This window comes from Candidatus Frankia nodulisporulans (assembly GCF_902806475.1).
GTDB lineage: Bacteria > Actinomycetota > Actinomycetes > Frankiales > Frankiaceae > Frankia > Frankia umida.
The window spans coordinates 1-21,786 of record NZ_CADCWS010000052.1 but is presented as its reverse complement, the minus strand read 5'-3'; the positions used below and the strand labels follow the sequence as shown (position 1 = coordinate 21,786).

At 71.2% G+C, this 21,786-nt stretch carries 22 protein-coding genes, 1 tRNA gene and 1 pseudogene; 14 read left to right on the top strand and 10 right to left on the bottom strand.

Going from position 1 to position 21,786, the window contains the following annotated elements; translation table 11 throughout:
• Positions 1-649 precede the first annotated feature (649 nt).
• The 7 genes from G6R24_RS07805 (at position 650) to G6R24_RS07780 (ending at position 6,068) form a co-directional block, all read left to right on the top strand.
• Positions 650-1,555: a class II glutamine amidotransferase gene (locus G6R24_RS07805; RefSeq protein ID WP_163548488.1), complete on the top strand. Its 906-nt coding sequence runs from the start codon at positions 650-652 to the stop codon at positions 1,553-1,555.
• Positions 1,556-1,810: 255 nt separating this feature from the next.
• On the top strand, positions 1,811-2,677 hold the full coding sequence (locus tag G6R24_RS07800; protein WP_163548487.1) for an LLM class F420-dependent oxidoreductase: 867 nt from the start codon (positions 1,811-1,813) through the stop codon (positions 2,675-2,677).
• Positions 2,678-2,773: 96 nt separating this feature from the next.
• On the top strand, positions 2,774-3,139 hold the full coding sequence (locus G6R24_RS07795; protein WP_175084314.1) for a hypothetical protein: 366 nt from the start codon (positions 2,774-2,776) through the stop codon (positions 3,137-3,139).
• 216 nt (positions 3,140-3,355) lie between these two features.
• The gene (locus tag G6R24_RS22050) at positions 3,356-3,766 is read left to right on the top strand and encodes a hypothetical protein (protein ID WP_225438248.1); all 411 of its coding nucleotides are present in this window, start codon (positions 3,356-3,358) and stop codon (positions 3,764-3,766) included.
• Positions 3,651-4,061, top strand: a complete 411-nt coding sequence (locus G6R24_RS22045) for an ANTAR domain-containing protein (RefSeq protein WP_338083875.1) — start codon at positions 3,651-3,653, stop codon at positions 4,059-4,061. Before G6R24_RS22050 ends, G6R24_RS22045 begins: the two co-directional genes overlap by 116 nt.
• A 208-nt stretch (positions 4,062-4,269) precedes the next feature.
• Complete coding sequence (locus G6R24_RS07785) at positions 4,270-5,310, top strand: ABC transporter ATP-binding protein (RefSeq protein WP_225438246.1); 1,041 nt, start codon at positions 4,270-4,272, stop codon at positions 5,308-5,310.
• Entirely contained in the window at positions 5,307-6,068 is a 762-nt protein-coding gene (locus tag G6R24_RS07780) for an ABC transporter permease (protein ID WP_163548485.1), read from the top strand. The genes G6R24_RS07785 and G6R24_RS07780 overlap by 4 nt, the downstream gene beginning before the upstream one ends.
• Before the next feature lie 33 nt (positions 6,069-6,101).
• On the opposite strand, the gene G6R24_RS07775 is transcribed toward G6R24_RS07780, so the two are convergent.
• From G6R24_RS07775 to G6R24_RS22035, 3 genes and pseudogenes are all read right to left on the bottom strand, one after another.
• Positions 6,102-6,548, bottom strand: a complete 447-nt coding sequence (locus G6R24_RS07775; protein ID WP_163548484.1) for a hypothetical protein — start codon at positions 6,546-6,548, stop codon at positions 6,102-6,104.
• A gap of 17 nt (positions 6,549-6,565) precedes the next feature.
• Entirely contained in the window at positions 6,566-7,324 is a 759-nt protein-coding gene (locus tag G6R24_RS22040; protein ID WP_225438245.1) for an MFS transporter, read from the bottom strand.
• 235 nt (positions 7,325-7,559) lie between these two features.
• Positions 7,560-8,006: pseudogene (locus G6R24_RS22035) on the bottom strand (MFS transporter); the annotation flags it as partial.
• Between the two features lie 462 nt (positions 8,007-8,468).
• On the opposite strand from G6R24_RS22035, the gene G6R24_RS07765 reads away from it, so the two are divergent.
• Positions 8,469-9,041, top strand: a complete 573-nt coding sequence (locus G6R24_RS07765; protein ID WP_217465676.1) for a MarR family winged helix-turn-helix transcriptional regulator — start codon at positions 8,469-8,471, stop codon at positions 9,039-9,041.
• 59 nt (positions 9,042-9,100) lie between these two features.
• Positions 9,101-9,189, top strand: a tRNA-Ser gene (locus tag G6R24_RS07760).
• Positions 9,190-9,332: 143 nt separating this feature from the next.
• Here G6R24_RS07760 and G6R24_RS07755 read toward each other — a convergent pair.
• Both G6R24_RS07755 and G6R24_RS24425 read right to left on the bottom strand, forming a co-directional pair.
• Positions 9,333-9,974: an MmyB family transcriptional regulator gene (locus G6R24_RS07755; protein WP_225438244.1), complete on the bottom strand. Its 642-nt coding sequence runs from the start codon at positions 9,972-9,974 to the stop codon at positions 9,333-9,335.
• An 11-nt stretch (positions 9,975-9,985) separates the two neighbouring features.
• Positions 9,986-10,279: a helix-turn-helix domain-containing protein gene (locus G6R24_RS24425; RefSeq protein WP_225438243.1), complete on the bottom strand. Its 294-nt coding sequence runs from the start codon at positions 10,277-10,279 to the stop codon at positions 9,986-9,988.
• 345 nt (positions 10,280-10,624) lie between these two features.
• Between G6R24_RS24425 and G6R24_RS07750 the strand changes: the two genes are divergently transcribed.
• A complete protein-coding gene (locus G6R24_RS07750) occupies positions 10,625-10,915 on the top strand; it encodes an FDXHR family putative zinc-binding protein (protein ID WP_163548483.1) in 291 nt (96 codons plus the stop codon).
• A 178-nt stretch (positions 10,916-11,093) separates the two neighbouring features.
• Entirely contained in the window at positions 11,094-11,696 is a 603-nt protein-coding gene (locus G6R24_RS07745; RefSeq protein ID WP_175084315.1) for a hypothetical protein, read from the top strand.
• A 37-nt stretch (positions 11,697-11,733) separates the two neighbouring features.
• Here G6R24_RS07745 and G6R24_RS07740 read toward each other — a convergent pair whose 3' ends face one another.
• The 3 genes from G6R24_RS07740 to G6R24_RS22025 all read right to left on the bottom strand — a co-directional run bounded on the left by G6R24_RS07740 (position 11,734) and on the right by G6R24_RS22025 (position 15,262).
• Positions 11,734-12,105 (bottom strand): DUF3817 domain-containing protein, encoded by a 372-nt coding sequence (locus G6R24_RS07740; protein WP_163548482.1) that lies wholly within the window; start codon positions 12,103-12,105, stop codon positions 11,734-11,736.
• Positions 12,106-12,937: 832 nt separating this feature from the next.
• The gene (locus G6R24_RS07735) at positions 12,938-14,278 is read right to left on the bottom strand and encodes a hypothetical protein (protein ID WP_163548481.1); all 1,341 of its coding nucleotides are present in this window, start codon (positions 14,276-14,278) and stop codon (positions 12,938-12,940) included.
• Positions 14,279-15,262 carry a SigE family RNA polymerase sigma factor gene (locus tag G6R24_RS22025; protein WP_225438242.1) on the bottom strand — a complete coding sequence of 328 codons (984 nt, stop codon included), beginning with the start codon at positions 15,260-15,262 and terminating at the stop codon, positions 14,279-14,281.
• Positions 15,263-16,097: 835 nt separating this feature from the next.
• On the opposite strand from G6R24_RS22025, the gene G6R24_RS07725 reads away from it, so the two are divergent.
• The 3 genes from G6R24_RS07725 (at position 16,098) to G6R24_RS07715 (ending at position 18,510) form a co-directional block, all read left to right on the top strand.
• The gene (locus G6R24_RS07725; protein WP_225438241.1) at positions 16,098-16,739 is read left to right on the top strand and encodes a nitroreductase family protein; all 642 of its coding nucleotides are present in this window, start codon (positions 16,098-16,100) and stop codon (positions 16,737-16,739) included.
• An 85-nt stretch (positions 16,740-16,824) separates the two neighbouring features.
• Positions 16,825-17,820, top strand: a complete 996-nt coding sequence (locus G6R24_RS07720; protein WP_163548480.1) for an NAD(P)H-quinone oxidoreductase — start codon at positions 16,825-16,827, stop codon at positions 17,818-17,820.
• 102 nt (positions 17,821-17,922) lie between these two features.
• Positions 17,923-18,510 (top strand): bacterial proteasome activator family protein, encoded by a 588-nt coding sequence (locus G6R24_RS07715; protein ID WP_163548479.1) that lies wholly within the window; start codon positions 17,923-17,925, stop codon positions 18,508-18,510.
• Positions 18,511-18,545: 35 nt separating this feature from the next.
• Here the strand turns inward: G6R24_RS07715 and G6R24_RS07710 are convergent, their stop codons facing one another.
• Positions 18,546-19,958, bottom strand: coding sequence for a metallopeptidase TldD-related protein (locus tag G6R24_RS07710; protein ID WP_163548478.1), 1,413 nt, complete (start codon positions 19,956-19,958; stop codon positions 18,546-18,548).
• Positions 19,955-21,529, bottom strand: coding sequence for a TldD/PmbA family protein (locus G6R24_RS07705; RefSeq protein ID WP_163548477.1), 1,575 nt, complete (start codon positions 21,527-21,529; stop codon positions 19,955-19,957). The genes G6R24_RS07710 and G6R24_RS07705 overlap by 4 nt, the downstream gene beginning before the upstream one ends.
• Positions 21,530-21,786: the final 257 nt, after the last annotated feature.

Below are 21,786 nucleotides of genomic sequence, written 5' to 3'. Positions count from 1 at the left end.
GTTACTCCGCCCGGCAAGGCCATCCGGCGAATCCGCCACCGGATCCAGCCGGCGATTTAGGCCTTCCGTGGCGATGGGGGTGTTATGTCTGTTCTGACGCCTGCCGGGAGGGGGGTCCGGATGGGCCTATTACGTCCATGCCGTGCCGATCATTGGAGGTCAGGGCCGATGCGAGGCGACCTGGCGCCCGATTGGAGTCGGTGGGCACGTTGTCTCAGAAATACTAAAATCGACAATTACGTCAGAGTAGCCAACGTCCGGCTCGGCGGCGTGCACAAGCGAGCCGGTTCCGCGGTCACGGCTGTCCTGGAGGCATCGCGGAAGGCTGCGATGCTCCGAGGGGGCGGCGCCGCGCCGCGGAAACGGGCCAGCGGGCCGTGCTGGTCCGGGGTGGGTCCGCCCCGGCGGTGGTGGGGGCCGAGCTGGTGGTGGGGCATGAGGTGGTGGCGGTGGGGTGGGATGGTTACCTGGATGCTTCCGTTGCATATTGTGCGATGAAACGAAACGGAATTGTGTCTGGTGGGTGTTGTCCGCGCGCAGTAGGGCACCGGGCGCCGGGAATGTCGTCCGGTCTCGGGCATGGCCGTGGCGCGGGAGGGAACAGACCCGTCGACATGAGGGAGGGTGACATGAGGGGAGGGGAGGACTGATGTGCCACCTGTTCGCGATGAGTAGTGGGCCGACGCCGATCAGTGCGACGTTCTGGCTCCTGGACGCGGCCGACAGCCTCGATGCGGCGCCGCGTCGCTCGCCGGACGGGGTCGGGCTCGGCGCGATCGGTCCGGACGGGGCGCTGCGGGTGCTGCGGCAGACGATCCGCGGCAGCGCCGACACCGAGGTCGCCCGGCAACCGCAGGAGATCACCGCGACGACCTTCGTCGCGCATGTCCGGCATGCCTCGACCGGGCGGGCCAGCGACGAGAACACGCATCCGTTCGTCCGGGATGGTCGGATCTTCGCGCACAACGGGGTGATCGAGGGGCTGCGGCAGCTGGAGGACGAACTGGGCGCGGCCGGCCTGGAGGTGGCGGGGGACACCGACTCCGAACGGTACTTCGCCCTGATCACCAGGGAGATCGCTCGGCATGACGGCGACGTGGGGGCGGGCATCACGTCCGCTGCCCGGTGGATCGCGGCCAATCTGCCGATGTACTCGATCAACATGATCCTGATCGCCGGCGGCGAGCTCTGGGCGTTGCGATACCCGGACACCAACGGGCTTTACGTGTTGCGCCGCGGCCCGGGTGGGCGCAACGCGCGTCATCTTGACCATGCGAGCCCCTTCAGCGAGATCCGGGTCCGCTCGGTCGATCTGCTGGAGGCTCCGGCGGTGGTGGTGGAAAGCGAGCGGATGGACGAGGACCCACGCTGGCGTCTGCTGGACAGCGGCGAACTGCTGCACGTCGCCGCGGATCTGACGATGACATCCGAGACGGTGCTGTCCGGCCCACCGGCCCACCAGCTCACCCTGGACGAGCTGCGTCCGCAGGCGGCCGTGTCCCAGACGACCGCCGTCCCCGAACATCCGGTGACGACGGCGTCGTCCGTTCGCTGACCTCCGTTCGCCCGTGTCTGTTCGCCGGCGTCCGATGGTGGACGCCCGATGGTGGGGGTGGTGGTCGGCCGGATGTGTGGGCCGACGGGACGGGCGGGCTGAAGGTCGTGGTCAGATCGGGGTCGAACGGGACGATGCGCTCGGGTCGTTCGGCCCGGGCAAACAGGCCGACATAGCCGGCGTGTGCGCGGGGTAGCAATCGTGATGGGGTGTCGGTGCGGACAGTCGCAGTTCCCTGCGCGGAAGGGGCTCGTCGTGGTAGTTGAGGTCGGCAGGATTGGGCTTTGGGCAGCTCAGCGGCAATGGCCGACGGACGTCCGAGCCCGGACGGACATCGCCGTCGAGGTGGCGTCGATGGGCTTTCCAACGGTGTGGATCGGGGCGACGAGCGGGGACCTGGAACTCCCGGCGGCCATCCTGGATGGCACCGAAGGGCTGGTCGTCGGTACAAGCATTCTGAACATCTGGACCGAGAAGGCGGACATCGTCGCCGATCACTACGCGATGCTCGCGAAGGCGCACCCTGACCGGCTGCTGCTCGGGTTCGGTGTCGGGCACCGGGAGCCGGTCGAGCGGGCCACCGGACGGCCCTGGGAGAAGCCGGTGGAGGTGCTCCTCGACTACCTCGACACGCTGGACGAACTCGGTGTGCCGCGCGAGGACCAGGCGCTCGCCGCCCTCGGACCCAGGGTGCTGGGCATCGCCGCCGAACGCACGGCGGGGGCGTTGCCGTATCTGGTCACCGCCGAGCACACCCGCGAGGCCCGTCGGCTCCTCGGCCCGGGCCCGCTGCTGGCCACCGAGCAGAAGGTCGTGTTCAACACCGACGCCGAGCGGGCCCGGGCGATCGCCCGCCGCGCCCTGGCTCCCTACCTGGGTCTGCCGAACTACACGAACAACCTGCGTCGCCTCGGCTTCACCGACGTCGATCTCACCGACGGTGGCTCCGACCAGCTCGTCGACGCCCTGGTCGCCTGGGGGGACGAGACGGCGATCCTGGCCCGCATCGGTGCTCATCACGGCGCGGGGGCGAACCACGTCGCCGTGCAGGTGCTCACCGACACGCCGGGCGAACTGCCCCGGGCCGGCTGGGCTCGGCTGGCGGCGGCGATCGGCGGCTGATATCTCCTGCCGGGCGGGCCGCGGGTGCGATAGTCTGTCCGGCAACCGATCAATTCGCCTGCCCTGTGTCTGCGGCCGAGTCACGGAGAGTGACGCATGCCCGCAGACGATTCCATCGTGTCCCAAGCGGCGCACGACCCTGGTGGTCGGCTCGAGACGCCGGACGCCATCCCGGCCGCACGCGCCGGGCAGCAGGAGCTGCCGGCGGCGAACATCCCCGCGCCGGCAGCCGAAACTCACCCCACGGCGCTCACCGTCGAGGATGGGTCCGAGCTGGTCGACAGCCTGATGTCGGGGATGAGCACCGGCGAGCGCGAGCACCTGCTTGAAATGATCAATACGTCGATCGAGGCCGAGCGCACCGCGGCCTTCGACGGTACGGTGCGTCGTCAGGTCGATGTCGGAGTACGCCGTCGGCGCTCGTCCCGCGCGGTACAGGGCGCGGACGACGCCGGTGCGTAGCCGCCGGGCGGGCTGGTAGCGCGCACGGTGATCCGGCAGGATGGCACGACATCGAGACAGCAACCGACGGCCGCCCGAGACGACCCGGGCGGCCGCGGCAACAACGCCAGCACCGGCGGTACTGGCGGCGCTGGCGGTACTGGCGGTACTGGCCACAGTGGGTCTGCGGGTATGCAGTCCCGGCGCGCGGCGGGTCGTAGAGGCGGGAGCGCGATTGTGGAGATCGACAAGGTGCGCCTGGACGCGAGCCTTGCCCGACTGCATCACCAGGTGCCCAGTCAGGTCGAACTCGCCAAGCTGGTCAGCGAGGTGGTGGGCGCGGTCACCGAGATCTTCGATCTGGCCGGTGCGGGTGTGCTGCTGGTGGACGCCGACCGGGCGCTGCGCAGCATCGCCGCCTCCGACAGCACGGGTGCCCTGCTCGAACGGGTCCAGGAGGAGTTCGGCGAGGGACCGTGCGTGGAGTCGTTCATAGTGGACGAGATCGTCGTGTCCAACGACATCACGACCGATGACCGGTGGCCGCTGGGTCACCCCGGCCCTGGCCGCCGGGGGCGTGCGGGCCGTCCTGGGCGTACCGGTACGCCTCGGTGGTGGCCCGATCGGGACGTTGAACGTCGCCGATGACCAGGTCCGGCAGTGGACGGCCAGCGAACGCGACGCGATCGTGCACTTCGGTGGGGTGCTGGAGAACCTGCTGCTGGCCGGGCTGATCGCCGATCGCAACGACCGGCTCGCCCGGCAGTTGCAGTACGCGCTGGACTATCGGGTTCCCATTGAGCGTGCGGTGGGATATCTGATGGCGACGATGCGCACCGACCCGGTGTCGGCCTTTGAGAAACTGCGGCGCACCGCGCGGGACGAACGGCGCCGGGTGTCGGAACTCGCCGAGGAGATCCTGGCCGGACGACGCAGGCTCTGAGGCGTCCGAACAGCATCACGTCGCGGTGTCGTTCTGTCAGGTTGGCGACATGCCGCGTTGGGTGGCCAGCTCTGGTCCGGCAGGCAGGTAATCCGCCAGGATGGGCGCGTACTGACGCCAACCCGGCCCGGCCCAGCTGACTGGCCAGCCCGGCGGCCCGGCCAGTCAGGGCGGTCAGGGCAGTGGAGCACCGCCCGAGCGGAGACGAATGATCGAGGCACAGGGGCTCACCAAGCGGTATGGACGAACGGTCGCGGTCAATGACCTGTCGTTCGCGGTGGCACCCGGCAAGGTGACCGGTTTTCTCGGGCCCAACGGCGCGGGAAAGTCCACGACGATGCGGATGATCCTGGGACTCGACAACCCGACCGCGGGAACGGTCCGGATCAACGGTCGGCGCTACGCCGAGCTGCGTCATCCGCTGCGGCAGGTCGGGGCGTTGCTGGACGCGAAGTGGGTGCACCCCAACCGGTCCGCCCGGGCGCATCTGCGCTGGATCGCGGCGTCCAACCGGATTCCGGCCCAGCGGGTCGACGAGGTGCTCGAGGCTGTCGGGTTGACCGCGGTGGCGGGTAAGCGCGCCGGCGGGTTCTCCCTGGGCATGTCCCAGCGCCTGGGCATCGCGACCGCGTTGCTGGGTGACCCGGGTGTCCTGCTCTTCGACGAGCCGGTCAACGGGCTCGACCCCGAGGGCATCCTGTGGATTCGGCAGTTCATGCACCGGTTGGCGGATGAGGGTCGCACGGTGTTCGTCTCGAGCCATCTGCTCTCCGAGATGGCGCTGACCGCCCAGGATCTGGTCGTCATCGGCCGCGGGCGGCTGATCGCCCAGACCAGCACGCGGGAGTTCATCGACAACGCCTCCGAATCGGCGGTCCGGGTGCGTGGGCCGGAGATGGAACGGCTGCACGGTCTGCTCACCGGCCAGGGCCTGACCGTCCGCGACGTGCCGGCCGGTGACGCGGGGCCCGCGGCCCTGCTGGTGCCGAACACCAGCACCGAGCAGATCGGCGAGCTGGCCGGGACGGTCGGCCTGGTCCTGCACGAACTCGCCGCCCAGCGCGGCTCACTGGAAGAGGCCTTCATTCAGCTCACCGGGCAGGACGTGGAGTATCACGGCGGCGGTTCCGGCCCTCCCGGCACCGTCGGCGGGGTGGTTCCACCGCCGGTCAGCGGGCCACCGCTCGGTCAGGCGGCGGTCGGGGTGCCGGCGTCGGGTGCGCCCACGCGGGGAGGCGACGCGCGATGACGCTGCTCACCGTGGAGCGGATCAAGCTGTTCTCCACCCGCTCGCCGTGGTGGTGCATGATCCTGGCGACCGTCCTGACCGTGGGATTCACCTCCCTCATCGCCGCGACCACCAGTTCGAACGACGTAGCCGACCTCACCCCGGACGTCACCCAGTTCGCCTACAACTTCGGGCTCGTGGTGATGATGGTGATGGCCACGCTGGCGGTCACCACCGAATACCGGTTCGGCACGATCCGTTCGACGTTTCTCGCCGTGCCCACCCGGACGCCCGCGCTTGTCGCCAAGCTCGTGGTGGTGGCGACCCTGGCCGCGGTCGTCGGTGAGCTCACCGGCGTCGGGTCCTGGGGGATCGCCCGACTGATCCAGCCGGATGCCCCGCTCGGGCTGAACACCGCCCAGGAGTACCGCAGCGTCTTCGGCATCGGCCTAGTGTACCTGCTGGCCGCGGTGTTCGCGATGGCCATCGGTCTGATCGTCCGGCAGTCCGCCGGCGCGATCGTGATCGAACTGATCTACGTGCTTCTGGTGGAGAACCTGCTACCGGTGATCCCGCGCGTCGGCGATCACATCCAGCACTGGCTCCCCTTCATCGCCAGCAACAACTTCGTCGTCGCGGGCGCCCCCCACCACACGGACGGGCCGCAGGTGATCGATGACATGCCGCTGGGCCCGTGGGGATCGCTGCTCTACTTCGCCGCGGTCTGCTTCGGGTTGTTCCTGATCGGCACGATCCTCGCCCGCCGTCGCGACGCCTGAGTCCCGCCGGGCGCCTGAGCTCCACGGGACTCCTCAGGCGCCCGGGCCCCACAGGTCACGGCCGGCCCGGAGCCGCTCGCGGGCCTTCATCCGGGCCTCGTGGACGTGGCGCTGCCCGCCGGTCAGCCGGCGCCGCACGTCCGCGTCCGCCTCGACGAAGGGCCGGTAGTAGAGGTCGTCGTACTCCTCGACGATCTGGAAGGTCCAGCGTCCGTCCAGGACGTTGCGGCCGAGGAGCTCCTCGCGCAGCTGGGTCGCGATCCGGCGGTGCCCCGCCTCGGCCAGCTGCTCGAGAGCCTCGCCGAGCAGGAGATCGGCGTGCCCGGACAGCTGGTGGAACTCGTACAGCGCGCCCCGGGCCCGTTCGACGCATTCCAGTGCCTCGCTGAGCCGCCCGACCGCCGCCACGGTGGCGTCGTCGAGGTCCTCCCGGGTGTGGTGGGTCTGGCCACCAGTGCTGGCCTGCGCGGATCTGCTCACTCAGGCGGGATTCCCGGTCACCGCCCGTCCGACACCGCCCGTAGGTGCGGACCACTGACGTGCACCGCGTCGTCCGGCAGGGGCCGTGGGAGGGGGAGGTCGACCGTGGGGCGGCGGCCGGGAATGAGAGCGGCGACCCCGAGCGCCAGCACCGCCGCGACGGTCGCGATGACGAAGGTGATCCGGAACCCGGACAGGGTCGGCACCTGGGCACCCTGGTAGGACATGGTCGTGTGGGACAGCACGACCCCGATCAGTGCCGCGGCGGTCGAGGTACCGAGCGCGCGCATCAGGGTGTTCAGACCGTTGGCCGCGGCCGTCTCGGTCGACGGCACCGCTGCCATGATCAGCGTCGGCATGGCCGCGTAGGCGAAGGCGACCCCGAGGCCGACGATCGCGCAGACGATGAGGATCTGCCAGATCGCGTTGAGGAACGCCACACCGATCGCGATGATCAGCACGCCGAGCATCAGGCTGGCCTTCGCGCCGAACGTGGCGATGATCCGGGCCGTGACGGGCGAGGCCAGCACCATCACCACGCCGAACGGGGCGAAGCACAGCCCGGCGACCACCATCGACTTCCCGAACCCGAAGCCGGTTCCGCTCGGAATCTGCATCAGCTGCGGGACGACCAGCGACAGCGCGTACATCGCGACGCCGACGATGATCGAGGTGATGTTGGTCATCAGGACCTGACGACCGGCGGTGATCCGCAGATCGACCACCGGGTTCGATACCCGCAGTTCCCAGAAACCCCAGACCAGCAGGGTCAGCACCCCGCCGATGGCCAGACCGACGGTGGCGAGCGCCCCAGCCCCAGTCGCTGCCCTTGGAGATCACCAGCAGCACGGCGAGCAGACCGACGAACAGCCCACCCGCCCCGACGACGTCGAAGCGGCTGCGCCCCGCCCTGACCCCGACGCCGGCCCCGGCGTTGTCGCCAGCCCCGATGCCGTCTCCGTCCGCGTCGCTGGCGAGCGGCGGCGCCGGTATCACCCGCCACAACACCACGAGCATGATCGTGCCCAGGCCGGCCGCTCCCCAGAACAGCACATGCCAGTCGGCGTGCTGCGCGACCAGCGCGGACAGCGGGATGCCCAGCGCGCCGCCGATGCCGAGCGAGGAGCTCATCAGGCCGAGGGCGGCGCCGAGCCGCGCCGGCGGCAGGACGTCGCGCATCATGCTGATCCCCAGCGGCACCACACCGGACGCCATGCCCTGCATCGCCCGTCCTGAGACGACCGGCAGCAGGCTGCTCGTCATCGCGCACAGCAGCGAACCGGCGATCAGCAGCACCTGGCTCGCGAGCAGCAGACGCTTCTTGCCGTACATGTCGCCGAGCCGCCCGGCGATCGGTGGTGCGACCGCCGAACCAAGCAGGGTGGCGGTCACCGTCCACGCCGTGTTCGACGCGGACGAGTGCAACAGCCTCGGCAGATCCGGGATCAGCGGGATCATGAGCGTGTACATCAGGGAAGCCACCGTGCCGGTGCAGGCCAGCGTGGCGATGATCGGACCGACGGCCGGCTCGCCCGGGCGAGGACCGCTGTGGTGGACCGACACCTGCGTCAAGGAAGCCTCCCTGTCATGGCGAGGCGCGAGGCGCCGCATACCACGAATGTCGGAATCGAAGGTGATCGAAGGTGATCGAAAGGTGGCGAAAGCGGCGCGAGCCGTACGGACAGGCCGACCTGGCCTGTGTCCAGGCGAGCGCGCGCGGCATCCACGACGACACCGGACGACACCCCGCCTGGTAGGCCGGGCCATGGCGGGCTGGCGACGAGACGACGCCCGCCCGCCGGATGTGCATGCTACACGTAATATGCATCATGCACAGCCATGGATCTGGTCGATAATGAAACCGGACCGGAATCATCCGGACGACCGGGCGTACCGCCCACCGACCTGGCGGAGGCGATCATGAAGGACGACCTGTCGACCGACCTCCGCCGCGCCGATGGGCGCGATCAGGCCGACACCTCGTTGCGCGAGCGCGCCCAGCGCTGGGAGGGCCAGGTCCGCGACACGCAGCTGCGTGAGATCGAGCGGGAACTGATGCTGCTCACGCGCCACCACATCCTGCCGGCCTCCAACCACCGCCCCGGCCAGCGCACCCTAGAACGCTCCGCCTACCTGCTCCTGAGCCGCATCGAGGTCGAGGGCCCGATGACCCTCGCCCAGCTCGCCGAGGCCTTCTCCCTGGACGTCTCCACCGTCAACCGCCAGACGGCGGCCATGGTGCAGGCCGGCCTCGTCGACCGCATCCCCGACCCGGACGGCGGCATAGCCCGCAAGCTGGCCATCACCCCCGAGGGTGGACAGCGCCTGCACGCCGATCGCGACTTCGTTCTCGGCGCCCTCGCGAAGATCCTCACCGAATGGCCCGGCGGCGACCTACGTCTGCTCGCGGACGTCCTCAGCCGCTTCAACCTGACCTGCGAGCGCGAGTACGACTACGTCTGGCCCCGCCCCACTCCCGTCCCCGAGCACTGATCGGGGACCTGCCCCGGGAATGATCGCTGACATCGCGGCGACATAAGATGGGACGGCCAGGAGGGCTCGCCTAGTGGCCGATGGCGGCGGTCTTGAAAACCGCTATGGGGAGTGATCCTCATCGTGGGTTCGAATCCCACGCCCTCCGCTCCACCGGCCCTTACCGGCCCTCGCCGGCTGTCCGCGGACAGGGCGCGGACACGATCCTGCGCGATGCCGAGGGTTATGCGGCCCCGTGCCGAGGGTTGGTAGGCGTGCGGAGGTCGATATCTCCGAACAACCCTCGGCATCTCATGATCTTGGCTGTGATCCGGGGGTGCTGTCGTCGGTGCGGGCGACGAGCTCGGTGATCGTCCGGGTGGTGGTCGCGTCCGCGGGCAGGAAGAGTTCGATCGCCAGTTCCGAGACGGTGACGTCGGTCGGGGCGTTGAAGGTCGTCATCGTCGACAGGAACGTGAGGACCCGGTCGTCGACGCGGAGACACAGCGGCAGCGCCAGCGCCGGCGCGGAGTGGCTGCCCGGCGGAGCCGGCGGGCCTGTTCCGTTCGCTCTGGTCCCGGCCTCGCGCCATGAGTCGGGGTCAGGACCGGGAGAGGCGACGGCGACGGGGACGGGGACCGGATAGCCGGACACCTCCTCGTACAGCGCGTGCAGGGCGGACGGGCCACCCGCGATCATGCTGCGGCGGAGCGTGTTCAGCAGGTGCTCGCGCCACTGCGGGAGGTTGACGATCCGCGGGGCGAGGCCTCGCGGGTGCAGGGCCAGGCGCATCAGGTTGACGGGCGGGCGGAGCAGGTCGGGCGCCACGCCGGTGAGCAGGGTCTGGGTGGGGCGGTTGGTCATCACGATGTCGAAGGGGCCGTGCAGGACGAGGGCGGGGTTGGGTTCGCAGGCGGCGAGGAACTCGACCAGGCCGGCGCGCACGGCGGCCATGGCCGGGTCGGTCAGGGGGTTTCGGTGAACGCCGGGGCGTAGCCGGCCGCGAGCAACAGGGCGTTGCGGTCGCGCACCGGCACCTCGAGGTGGTCGGCCAGGCGCAGGACCATCGCCCGGCTCGGCAGGGCCTTGCCGGTTTCGACGAAACTGATGTGTCGGGCCGAGCTGTCCGCCCGAAGTGCTAGCTCGAGCTGACTAAGCCGACGCTGCTGGCGCCACTGCCGCAGCAGTGCGCCCACCCCCGCCGCGGTACCCCCGCGCGGTGCCGCCCGCGGCCGGTCGTCGCCGACGGTGCTCGTCATGTGGACAACGGTAGCCAGTTCTGCCGCTTATGGTCGTTCGCTCGTTCGGCATCAGGTGTCATCGTGTTTGCTGGTTGTGGGAATGGTGTTCTGAGTGGCCTGGGGTGGGCGGGGCAAGGGTTGCACCACAAAGGTTGCGCACAATGCCCGGAGTGGGGGGATTGGCCCCGGCATGGCGGCCCCCGAGCCCGATGCGCTGGCCAAACACCCCGAAGACTCGACACCTGGTTGCGTGACGCTTGTGCTGGTCTGCGACAGGATGACCGGGTGCCTCCCCGTCGGTCGTCGTCCCCTCGCGCGATCCCGGCCGCCGTCGCCTCGCCCCGGCGCCCTCGCGCGGTTTCCGTGACCCTTCACTCTGATCTGGATCCGGCCAGCCGGCCGCCGGCGCTGCCGATCCAGATGCCCCGTCGTCGCCAGCCCGAGGCCGGTCTGCGCACACCCATCACGGCCAGTTGTGCGGGATGCGATGCGCGGTGGACCGACTCGGCCACGACGCACTGTGGTTCGTGCCATCAGTCCTGGCCGACGGTGGAGGGCTTCGACGACCATCTCGTCGACTGTCCGGCCCATCCGGTCATCGCGGCGCGGCGGACCCGGCGCGTCGACGAGCCCGACCGGGTGGCCATCGGCTGACGGTCGCACCGCATGGAACTGGCCAGGTCAGTTCCATGCGCGCTGGTGCCGGGCCGTCTGGTCGCAGACCTGTTACGTTCCGGCGCGGAAGCAACCGGTGACCGTCGATGCTCGGTGCGTCCGGCCGCGCTGCCGGATGGCGCCGGCACCGCGGCCGGGCACAGCGACGGAGGGCTCGATGACGGTCTGCGGGTTGGTCCGGCTGGACGGGGTGAACGTGCGGCGGGCGGCCCTGACAGCGATGCTCGCCAGCTCGGCTCGGGGCTTGCCAGCCGCCCGCGGAGTGCATCTGGACGGGGTCTTCGGTGCGGTCACGGCCGCCGAGTCGGATGCCGACCCGACGCCGCCGTTGGCCGTCGACGACGCGGGCCTGCTCCTGATCGCCGACCGCACGCCGCGGTCCCCCGTCCTGCGCGTCCTGCGCCGGAGCGGACCGCGGGACACGGGCGGTCAGCGGACGGCGTTGCGGGGCACGGCGAACCCCCCGGTCACGGTCGCATGGGAAACGTCCAGGTCACGGCTGGTCCTGGCGCGCCCGGCCGGCGCGAGATCCCAGATGATCGTCTGGACGGACGGTCGGGTCTACGCCTTCGGGACAGAGCTGGAGCAGGTCCGGGCGGCGGTGCGACCCCACGATGGTCTTCGGCGGCCGCGGTGGCTCGGTCAGGGCGAGGTGCTCACGATCGCGGTGCCGGTGCTGCGCCGACCGGTGCCCCCGACAGCCCGCGGGCAGGCGTCCGGACTGGCCCGACCGGTGCGCGACTCCGTATCCTGCCGCTGAGATCCCCGCCGCTGAGCGGGGATGGTCGCGGCTGTGGTCAGGTTCGGTCGGTCGCCAGGTGCTGCCGGCGGACGAAGGTGGTGACCTTGCGTTCGGCGACGAAGGACAGGAACGGAATCGTCCCGGCGAGCATGACGAGGACCGCGCGCCCCAGCGGGAGCCGGCAGCGGGTGGCCAGGTCGTAGGTGCAGGCGAGGTAGACGACGTACAGGACGCCGTGCACCGGCCCGACGATCGCCACGACCGTACTGATGTCGGCACCGTACTTCAGGGGCATACCGACACAGACCAGCAGGATCAGGCCCACACCGACCACATAGGCGATCACCCGGTAGCGCAGCAGGGCGCCACGGATGGCGGCCGGCGTCGAACTCGCGGCGGGTCGGGAGGGGGAGAGGCTGGTCGTCATCCGCGGGCTCCGTTGATCTGCGGGGGGGGGGGGTGGTGGTTCGCGCCGCGGGGTCGAGCTGCTTCGTGGGCTGGCTCGCGGTGATCGCCCGCAGCGCGTCCTGTTGCGCATCCCGGTTGTACAGGGCGGCGAGGTAGCGGTTGTAGGCGGCGACCTCCTCGTCCTCGTCATCGGGGACGAGCGACCCGCCCGCGGTCAGCATCCGGGGGCCGCCCGCGCCGAGCTGGTGTGGTGTCTCCGGGGCGATCCGGCCGCCGACGCCCCACTGCGGACCCTCGAGGTCCGGCGGCGACAACGCCTCTTTGATCATCCGAAACCACCAGTAGACGACGAAGACGGCGAAGATCGGCCACTCGACGCCGTAGAAGAGGTTCTGCATCGTTCCCTGGGCGGACTCGCCCTTGGTGAACTGCCAGATTCCCATCCGGATGAACAAGGCGACCAGAGCCAGCGCGAGCAGATGCCGCGCGATCCATGAGGGTGCAAAAAACAGCCGACGCACGGACTCGACGCTACCCCTCGACATCGCCACACCGTCGCGATCGTGGTGGTGCCCACCCGCGGGTGCCTGCGCACTGGGACATTCGGGCGGGGTCCGCGCGGTGGCGCGGTGAGCGGGCTGGCCGATCCTGGCCAGACCGGCCAGCCCAGGTGCCGTGCTACGGCCTGCCACCCGGCTGGGGGGGGTTAGTCGGACGAGGCGGCCGGAACGCCGGCCGGGCCTCCTGGCGCGGGGACCGGATGGACGTTCACTTACTCTGTCGTCCGAACGGGGTCGGAAGGTTGTCGCTCCGGGCCAGATATTTTCAGATTTTTCAACTTCCGTGTGGCCTCAGCGCAGGACGGCGGCGGCGAGGGTCCAGGCCGCGCCGTCCACGCCGGTGACGGTGATGGTGGTCGTGCCGATGGCGCCCGGCAGCGTCAATGTGATCATCGCGTCGGATGAGCCGTCCACCTGTCGTGAGGGCAGGTCCACGGTGAAGGTGTGGGTTCCCGCCAGCGAGGTGATCGTGATCTGCACCGCGCCGGTGGACGCGCCCAGGTAGATCTGTAGCTGGCGGGACTGCAGGACGACGGTGCTCAGCGTCGCCCTGCCCTGGACGGCGAGGCGCTCGTTGTCGTCGCTGCCGATCAGGTTCGGGAAGCCACCGAACCAGGTGAACCCGGAGGTCGACTTCTGGGTCGCGCTTCCCGAGGCGAACGCGAGCAGCCGGGGGACGGGCAGCGCCGCACGGGTGCGGACGCCGTTCCAGCCGTCGCCGAAAAGCACCCAGTCCGTGGCGTCGGTGGGCAGCCGCACCTGGCTGCCGGCCGGGAAGGGGACGGTCTGGCTCGTGTAACGCCCCTGCGTGACGGGAGTCGTGTCCGCCGCGGGGAGATCGGACGATCCACTCGCGGCGCTGCCCGCCGGGCCGTTCTGGCCGTTCTGGCCGTTCTGCGGTGCGGTCTGGGCTGGTGGCGGGGCGCTGGCCGGGGGCGGTGTCCGGCCGTCCTGGGCCTGCGGGGTCGTCGCGCTGGTCGGCTCGGTGGTGGCGGTCGTCGCCCACGGCGATCCGATGGGATGCGGTGCGCCGGTCACCGTCGTCACCGGCGGATTCGGCGAGCCGGTACCCGGAATACCGCTGATGACGGCGAGCAGCGCGACCAGAACCATGCTGACGCCGGCGACGGCGGCGCCGACCAGAATCCGGCCGTGACGTCGGCCCGGCCGGCGTGACCCGCCGCGGCCGGCCCGGATGCGGGACCCGTGCGCCCCACGGATCGGACGTCCCCCCGAACCCGGCACCGCGCTCGTGTCCGGCGCCGCATCCATACCTGACCCCGTGCCCGCGGCTGACCCTGTGCCCGCGGTGGCGGTCGCCGGCAGCGCGCTCGTGGTGGGCGCCGTGGCCGCCACTGGTGCGGTGGTCTCGACGGGTGGGTCGTGCTCCAGTTCGCCGTAGGGCGTGAAGGGCGAGGTGAGGCCGTCCACGAGGGCCAGGGGTGCGGCGGTGGGGGCCGGACCGGGCGGGAAGGCGGCTCCGAGTGAGGCCGCGATCCGCGCTCGGATGCGGTCGGAGTCCGGCTGATGCCGCTCCATCTCGGCGTTCAGCAGGGTGCCGAGATCAGTCCGCCAGGGACCGCCTGGCTCCCCGCGCGTGCCGCGTGTGCCGCGCTCACCATCCATGGCCATTTACGCCTCGCCCACCCGCCAGCCGGGCCAGTTACGGGCCTCGGGGCGCAGCCGTCGACGAATGCGTTCGGTGGGGTGGTCGTCCTTGTCCGGCAGGTCGACCCGAAGGAGATGTTGTCCGTTCGGTGGTGGATCGTTGGTCCGCGTGGCCGCTCCGGACCGGGCGGGCAGGTGCGGCGCGGAGTGCGACACCGGCTCGAGGCGAACCGGGCGCGCGGGGCCGGCATGCCGGTCCGGCATCAGATCCCCTCGATCATCGGCGCAGGCTGACGGGCCGGAGCCGGAGCCGGAATGGGAACCGGACGATCCCGGGCGACGGCGACCGGGACGCAGCGACCCGCCGCGCCCGCCGCCCGCCCGCGGCGGGACGTGATCACCGGATCCGCGCGGCGCCGAGCCACGCCCGGAGGCCCGGCTGGGCGCGTCCGCCGACCTGATCTCCAGGCCGGGCGACGGGGCCGGTCCGACGGGGCTGCCCCGGAGCAGCCGTTCCAGGTCGGCGACTCCGCGGGCGGTCTGGCTCTTCACCGTCCCGACAGAGACGCCCAGTGTTCGGGCGGTCTCGGCCTCGGACAGGTCGAAGGCATAGCGCAGCACCACGCACGCCCGCTTACCGGGCGGCAACGACATCAGAGCGCTGCGCAGGTCCACGACTGCGGGTACGTCCGGCTCGGGGGTGTAACCCTCGGCCTGTTCACCAAGAGCGAGAAGACCGCGGCGTTCGCGCACGGCCCTACGGACCCGGTCCGCCGCCAGGTTCGCGACGATCCGCCGGACGTAGGCCAGTGGAAGCTCGGCCGCGCGGACCCGGTCCCAACGGGTCCAGGCGGCGGTGAGGGCGTCGGCGGTGATGTCGTCGGCCGCGTCGTGGTCGCCGCTGAGCAGATACGCGAACCGGCTCAGTTCACGGTGGTGGCGCTCGAAGAAGGCCCGGAACTCCGCCTGGTCTCCAGGGTCGTCGTCGTCGGCCGCGACCGCTTCCACTGGCACGCTCCCCGGGCTGGGCCTGGCCGGCGCATCCCAAGCCGGTCAGTCAGCCGATGCTGTGGTCGTCCGTTGCAGGTTGCAGAGGGACCTTCGTCGACGGTGATGCGGGTCTGACGCTAGCGGTCCGACCCACTCGTAGGTGTGGTGCTCCGGGGTGCTTCGACGCCTCTTTCGTTAATACGGCGATACGAGCAGAACACCTCACGCGGGATGCAACCCGGATGTCGTCCGTCCCGTTGCGGGCGGTGAACGGAAAAGCGCAGGTCGGAAGGCATGTGAGTGCGGCGGGGCGGCGGTCGGCGGGGGAGGGGGGTCGGTATCGGGCCGACTTCTCGCCGAAACACCGCGAATTGTTGTGAATGCATGGTTGTCATTGTTCTGGGGTAGCCCGTTGGGTGTGTCGTACCGGGTTGTCGCTACCCGGACGGGTGGGCGGCGCGATGCCATCCGTGGCGGGACCGTTCGGTGAGGGTGATGAACCGGCGACGCCATGCGATGCTGGGTCGATGTTTCCGCTGCCCCGCACCCCGGGTACAGCGGGTGCTATGTCCAGCCTGCTTCTGCCGACCTGTCCGCCGGCCACACGCCGAACGGTGGTGGCCGGTGTCCACCCCCACCGGCCGGACTCCCCGCCGCCGCCGCTCGATCCGGATCTGCCGATTCCCGATGATCCGGGCCCGCTGTTGCCGGATACTCCTGACCTGCCGCCAGCGCCCCATGAGCCCTCGCCGTTCACCGAACCGGCACCGGACGCGCCCGCGGAGCCCGAGCCCGAACCCGTCTAGGAGCCGCCCGGATCGGCTGGGGGCTCCGCATCCATCGAGGACCGGTAGTGACCTCTGCACTGACCCCGGACGAGCTTCTGACGACCACGCGCAGTGTGCGTAAACGGCTGGACTTCGACCGTCCGGTGGACCCGGAGATCATCCGTGACTGCCTGCGGATCGCTCTCCAGGCACCGTCCGGCTCGAACGCCCAGGGATGGCACTGGATTGTCGTGACCGACCCGGAGCTTCGCGCGGGGATCGGGGAGCTCTATCGGCGATCGGCCCTCCCGTATCTCGATGGGGGCGGCGCGCACGACGATGGCCACAGCCCGCAGCGTCGGGCGGTACAGGACCGGGTCGGCGACTCCGCGCGTTACCTCGCCGAGAACATGCACCGGGTGCCTGTCCTCGTACTGGGCTGCCTGGCCGGTGACGTGGCCCAGGTACCGGCGGCGTCGCAGCCGGCGTTCTGGGGGTCGCTGCTGCCGGCCGCGTGGAGCTTCGCGCTTGCTCTGCGCGCACGTGGCCTTGGCAGTGCCTGGACGACCCTGCACCTCGCCTACGCCGACGAGGTGGCGCGGCTGCTGGGCATCCCGGCGGGCATCAGCCAGGGTGTGCTGCTGCCCGTCGCCCACACCCTCGGCACCGACTTCCGGCCCGCCGCCCGCGAACCGCTCGAGTCCGTCCTGCACTGGGACCGCTGGTAGGACGGACGAGCGCCGCTGGTGGGCGGGCTGGGGCCGCGAGGTCCGGATGGGCGCGTGTGGCCGGGTGGCGTCGTAGCGTGGGTGCATGCGTGCGGTGACGATGTCCACCTTCGGCGGCCCCGAGGTCATGTCCGTCCAGACGGTGGCCGATCCGCCACCGCCGGGGCCGGGCGAGGTCACCCTCGACGTCGTCGCCACCGCCGTCAACCGGGCTGATCTGCTGCAACGGCAGGGGTTCTACGCGCCGCCGCCCGGAGCGTCGCAGATCCTCGGGCTGGAGTGCTCGGGGCGTGTCGCGGCCGTGGGACCGGAGGTGGTCGGTCTCGAGGTCGGCGACGAGGTCTGCGCGCTGCTCAGCGGTGGCGGGTACGCCACCCGGGTCACCGTGCCCGCCGGTCAGGTGCTGCCGGTGCCCGCCGGGGTGAGCCTGGTGGAGGCGGCCGGCCTGCCCGAGGTCGCCGCCACCGTGCACTCGACGGTGTTCGGCGTCGCCGGGCTGCGCGACGGTGAGGTGTTCTGCGTGCACGGTGGGGCGTCCGGCATCGGCACGTTCGCCATTCAGGCCGTGCGCGCGCTGCGTCCCGCCTGCGTGGTCGCCACGACCGCCGGGAGTCCCGCGAAGCTCGAACGGGTCCGCGCCCTCGGGGCGCACCTCGCGGTGTCCTACCGGGACGAGGACTTCGTCGAGGTCATCCGCGCGGCCACCGACGGGCATGGCGCGGACGTGATCCTCGACAACATGGGCGCCGCCTACCTGCCCCGCAACGTGGCGTTGCTGGCGACCGGCGGGCGTCTGGTCGTCATCGGCCTCCAGGGCGGGGTGAAGGGGGAGCTCAACCTGTCGGTGCTGCTCGGCAAGCGGGCCGCGGTGCACGCCGCCTCCCTGCGGGCCCGGCCGGCAGGGGAGAAGGCGGCCATCGTCGCCGCGGTGCGCGCCGAGGTCTGGCCGGCGGTGGAGAGCGGCGGGATCCGGCCGGTGATCGACCGGGTGCTGCCGCTGGCCGAGGTGGTCGAGGCCCATCAGCTCCTGGCCGACCTGGGCCACGTCGGCAAGGTCATCCTGACGATGCCGACGTCCTGACGGTGCTGTCGTTCTGACGGTGGCGCCGTCGCGCGGTGGGGCTGTCACCTCCGGCGTGGGACCGCTGCTCGGTGGTGCGCCGCAGCGGGCAGGATAGGTGCCATGACGGATCAACCGGAACCCCGCGTCGTGGTGGTAGGGCCCGACGGAGCGTTGCACGAGGCCGTGCCGTCGGCGGCGGGCCGCCGCGGCGAACCCGCGACCACCGCGCAGGAACTGGCCGAGGCGGGTGCGGCGGCGGACACCAACGTCGTGTCCGAGCTGGTCTCGCAGCCCGACAAGGTGATGCGCATCGGGACGATGATCAAGCAGTTGTTGGAGGAGGTGCGGGTCGCTCCGCTCGACGGCGCCAGCCGGGTGCGGCTGCGCGAGATCCACCGCAGCTCGATCCGTGAGCTCTCCGAGGCACTGGCGCCGGCGCCGCGGGCCGAACTCGAACGGCTGCTGTCGCCGTTCGAGGACGACGTCGTCCCGTCCGACGCGGAGCTGCGGATCGCGCAGGCACAGCTGGTCGGCTGGTTGGAGGGTCTGTTCCACGGGATGCTCGTGGCCCAACAGGTGGCCGACCGGGCCCAGCTGGCGGAACTGCGGCGCCGGGCGCTGCCCAGCGGGGCCGGACTCCCGGCCGGAGCCCAGCCCCAGCAGGAGCAGGGCGGCGGCGAGTCGTTCGGCCGCGGCGCCTACCTCTGAGCGGCCCACGGCCCGCGGCGCCGCGCGGCGTCAGGTCAGTTGGCCGGGCTGACCGAGCTCATGTTGAAGTCCGACACCCGCACCGGCGGCATCCGGGTCAGGGTGAACCAGTCCGCCCATTCCCGGGGCAGGGTGCGGGTGGTCGCACCGATCTCGGCGGTGCGACCCAACAGGTCCACCGGTGACTCGTTGAACCGGAAGTTGTTCACCGCCCCGGTGACCTCGCCGTTCTCCACCAGGTAGACGCCGTCGCGGGTGAGACCGGTCTGCAGCAGCAGTTCGGGATCGACCTCGCGGATGTACCACAGGCTGGTCAGCAACAGGCCGCGGCGGGTCGAGGCGATCATCTCCTCGAGTGACGCGGTGCCCCCGCCGTCCAGGGTCAGGTTCTCGATCAGCGGCGTGGCCGGGCCGTCGGCGAGCCGGGCGGACGCCCGGGTCTGGACGAGCGCGGCGAGCGCGCCATCGCGAATCCAGTCGGTGGCGCCGAGGGCGAGCCCGTTGTCGAACACACTCGACATCGCCGACGACGAGGTGGCGGTCACGAACGGGGTGGTGGCAAGCTCCGGGTCCGCCGGATCGCTGGACAGCCGCAGCCCGGCCGGCCCGATCGACTCGCCGAGCCTCGTCCCGCCGCCGGCCCGGCTGAACACGGTGCGACCCTCGGCCGCGTCCCGTCCAGCCGCCGCCCAGTACAGCCCCACCATCAGGTCGCCCACCGCCGACGGCGGCAGCAACGTCTCGTAGCGTCCGGCGGGCAGCTCCACCGGACGTTCGCACCAGGCCAGCCGGGACGTGAGCTGGGCGTGGGTGGCGGCGACGTCCACGTCGGTGAAGTCGCGGGTCGACTGGCCGTGCCAGACCGATCCACCGGCCACCGTGCTCTTGGCGTTCCACTCGACGCTGCCGGTCGGCTCGCTGTGACGCAGCCGCAGACCGGTGGACGTGCCGAGCCAGGTGGTCGTGATCTGGTGCTCGGCGAAACCGAACAGGCGCTGGCCGGCCGCGCGGGTGCGGCCGAACGCCTCGGCCAAGTCGCGGGCGAAGGTGGCGAACACGGCGGTGTCGGTGCGGGTGGCGGGCTCGGTGAACGTGTCCGCGGCCGGGGCCGCGGCGGTGCTCGCGGGGGAGAGCAGGTCGGCGTAGTCCTCGGCGTCGGCGGCCGCGTGGGCGGCCTGCTCGGCGGCCCGGACCAGGTCGGCGAGCCCGTCCGGATCGCTGGGGGTCGAGGCGGAACGGACGCCGAAGGAACGCCCGACGACGCTGATCACCGTGATCGACCGGTCGCGGCTCGCCCCGTTGGTGGTCAGCGTGTTGTTCGCCCAGCGCAGGTTCACCGCGCTCGACTCGGTGGCGATGACCACGCAGGCATCGGCCCGGGACAGCGCCAGCGCCTGCTCGACGACCTCATGGGCCGCCCGCGCCGCCAGGATGGGTGGGTGACTCATCGGCCGGCCTCCCGCCGGGTGTTGAGGACGTTGACCCCGCGAAACAGCGCGGACGGGCAGCCGTGGCTGACCGCCGCGACCTGACCCGGCTGACCCTTGCCGCAGTTGAACGCCCCCCCGAGCAGGTAGGTCTGCGGGCCACCGACAGCCTCGAGCGACCCCCAGAAGTCGGTCGTCGTCGCCTGGTAGGCCACATCGCGCAGCTGGCCGACGATCCGCCCGTCCCGGATCTCGTAGAAGCGCTGGCCGGTGAACTGGAAGTTGTACCGCTGCATGTCGATCGACCAGCTCTTGTCGCCGACGACGTAGATGCCGCGCTGGACCTGACCGATCAGTTCCTCGGTGCTCGGCCCGCCGGGCGCCGGCAGCAGCGACACGTTCGCCATCCGCTGCAGCGGCACATGCCCGGCGGAGTCGGCGAAGGAGCATCCGTTGGACGCCGCGGTGCCCAGCGCCGCGGCGTTGCGGGCGGCCATCGCCCGGTCGAGCTGGTAGCCGACCAGCGTGCCGGCCCGGACGATGTCGAAACGCCGGGTCGCCACCCCCTCGTCGTCGTAGCCGATGGTGGCCAGACCATGCGGGGTGGTGCGGTCACCGGTGACGGTCATCGCCGGCGAGCCGTAGCGCAGCGTCCCGAGCTGGTCGAGGGTGGCGAAGGAGGTGCCGGCGTAGGCCGCCTCGTAGCCCAGCGCCCGGTCGAGTTCGGTGGCATGGCCGACCGACTCGTGGATCGTCAGCCACAGGTTCGACGGATCGATCACCAGGTCGTAGCGTCCCGGCTCCACCGAGGACGCCTTCGCCTTCTCGGCGAGCAGCCCCGGGATGATCTCGATCTCACCGTCCCAGTCCCAGCAGCCGGCCGCGGGCCCCGAGACCATCCACTCCCAGCCTCGACCGACCGGCGGGGCGATGGTGCGCATCGACTCGAATCCGCCCCCCGGATCGACCCGGATGGCCTCGATCTGGCACAGCACCCGCACCCGCTGCTGGGTCGTGTCGGTACCGGCGAGATCGGCGTAGTACTTGTTCTCCAGCACCGCCTCGAACTGACCCTCGACATGGTCCACGTCGGACGCGCCGTACAGCGTGCGGCACAGCCCGCCGACCCGCTCCACCCGCTCGCCCGGGTCGATGGCGAACGGGTCCGCCGCGTAGGCCGACACCCAGCTCGCCCGCTGGTGCACCGGCTCCTCTGCGAGTTCCACCGGCTCGGAGTTCAACGGCGCCGCGACCTTCGCCATGGCGACGGCCTCGCGGGCCAGCCGCACCGCCTCGTCGGTGGTGAGGTCGACCCCGGCGGCGAAGCCCCAGGCGCCCTGGTGCACGACCCGTACGGCGAGCCCGACGGTGGCGCCCTCGTGTCGGCTTTCCAGGGAGGCGTCGCGGAAGGACAACGCCGACTCCCGCAGCCGTTCGATGCGGATGTCCGCGTGCGTGACGCCCAGATCCCGCGCGGTCTGCAGGGCCGCATCGGTGAGCGCGGCCCGCGGGAGCGCGAGGAACTCGGCGTCGATCTCGTGCGCCGGTGCTCCGCCGGGCGGGTGCGGATCGGGGTGGACGGGTGTCGCCATACGCCTATCCTGGCCCCCGCCGGATGCCGCCGTGCCGCCACCCGCCGTCGCGCCTCCGCCGCCGTGTCGTCGCGGCTCCGCCGCCGTGTCGTCGCGGCTCCGCCGCCGTGACGCCGCTGTGTCGTCGCGACACCACCGTGATGTCGCGACGGTGCCGCCGCGGGGTCGTCCGGGGTCCGCCGGCTGGTGATGGCGCGGGGCCGGGCCCGATAGTCCACGGTCGGCGTGGTTACTCGTTGCCGCGTGCTCCGCTGTGG

Bases quoted from the DNA above. Each gene is read 5' to 3' on its own strand.
- G6R24_RS07735 (WP_163548481.1), bottom strand. From the start codon at position 14,278: ATGGCCATGGATGGTGAGCGCGGCACACGCGGCACGCGCGGGGAGCCA.
- G6R24_RS07745 (WP_175084315.1), top strand. From the start codon at position 11,094: ATGACGGTCTGCGGGTTGGTCCGGCTGGACGGGGTGAACGTGCGGCGG.
- G6R24_RS07805 (WP_163548488.1), top strand. From the start codon at position 650: ATGTGCCACCTGTTCGCGATGAGTAGTGGGCCGACGCCGATCAGTGCG.
- G6R24_RS07785 (WP_225438246.1), top strand. From the start codon at position 4,270: ATGATCGAGGCACAGGGGCTCACCAAGCGGTATGGACGAACGGTCGCG.
- G6R24_RS07710 (WP_163548478.1), bottom strand. From the start codon at position 19,958: ATGAGTCACCCACCCATCCTGGCGGCGCGGGCGGCCCATGAGGTCGTC.
- G6R24_RS07740 (WP_163548482.1), bottom strand. From the start codon at position 12,105: ATGACGACCAGCCTCTCCCCCTCCCGACCCGCCGCGAGTTCGACGCCG.
- G6R24_RS07755 (WP_225438244.1), bottom strand. From the start codon at position 9,974: ATGGCCGCCGTGCGCGCCGGCCTGGTCGAGTTCCTCGCCGCCTGCGAA.
- G6R24_RS22045 (WP_338083875.1), top strand. From the start codon at position 3,651: ATGACCGGTGGCCGCTGGGTCACCCCGGCCCTGGCCGCCGGGGGCGTG.
- G6R24_RS24425 (WP_225438243.1), bottom strand. From the start codon at position 10,279: ATGACGAGCACCGTCGGCGACGACCGGCCGCGGGCGGCACCGCGCGGG.
- G6R24_RS07795 (WP_175084314.1), top strand. From the start codon at position 2,774: ATGCCCGCAGACGATTCCATCGTGTCCCAAGCGGCGCACGACCCTGGT.
- G6R24_RS07705 (WP_163548477.1), bottom strand. From the start codon at position 21,529: ATGGCGACACCCGTCCACCCCGATCCGCACCCGCCCGGCGGAGCACCG.
- G6R24_RS07765 (WP_217465676.1), top strand. From the start codon at position 8,469: ATGAAGGACGACCTGTCGACCGACCTCCGCCGCGCCGATGGGCGCGAT.
- G6R24_RS07715 (WP_163548479.1), top strand. From the start codon at position 17,923: ATGACGGATCAACCGGAACCCCGCGTCGTGGTGGTAGGGCCCGACGGA.
- G6R24_RS07780 (WP_163548485.1), top strand. From the start codon at position 5,307: ATGACGCTGCTCACCGTGGAGCGGATCAAGCTGTTCTCCACCCGCTCG.
- G6R24_RS07720 (WP_163548480.1), top strand. From the start codon at position 16,825: ATGCGTGCGGTGACGATGTCCACCTTCGGCGGCCCCGAGGTCATGTCC.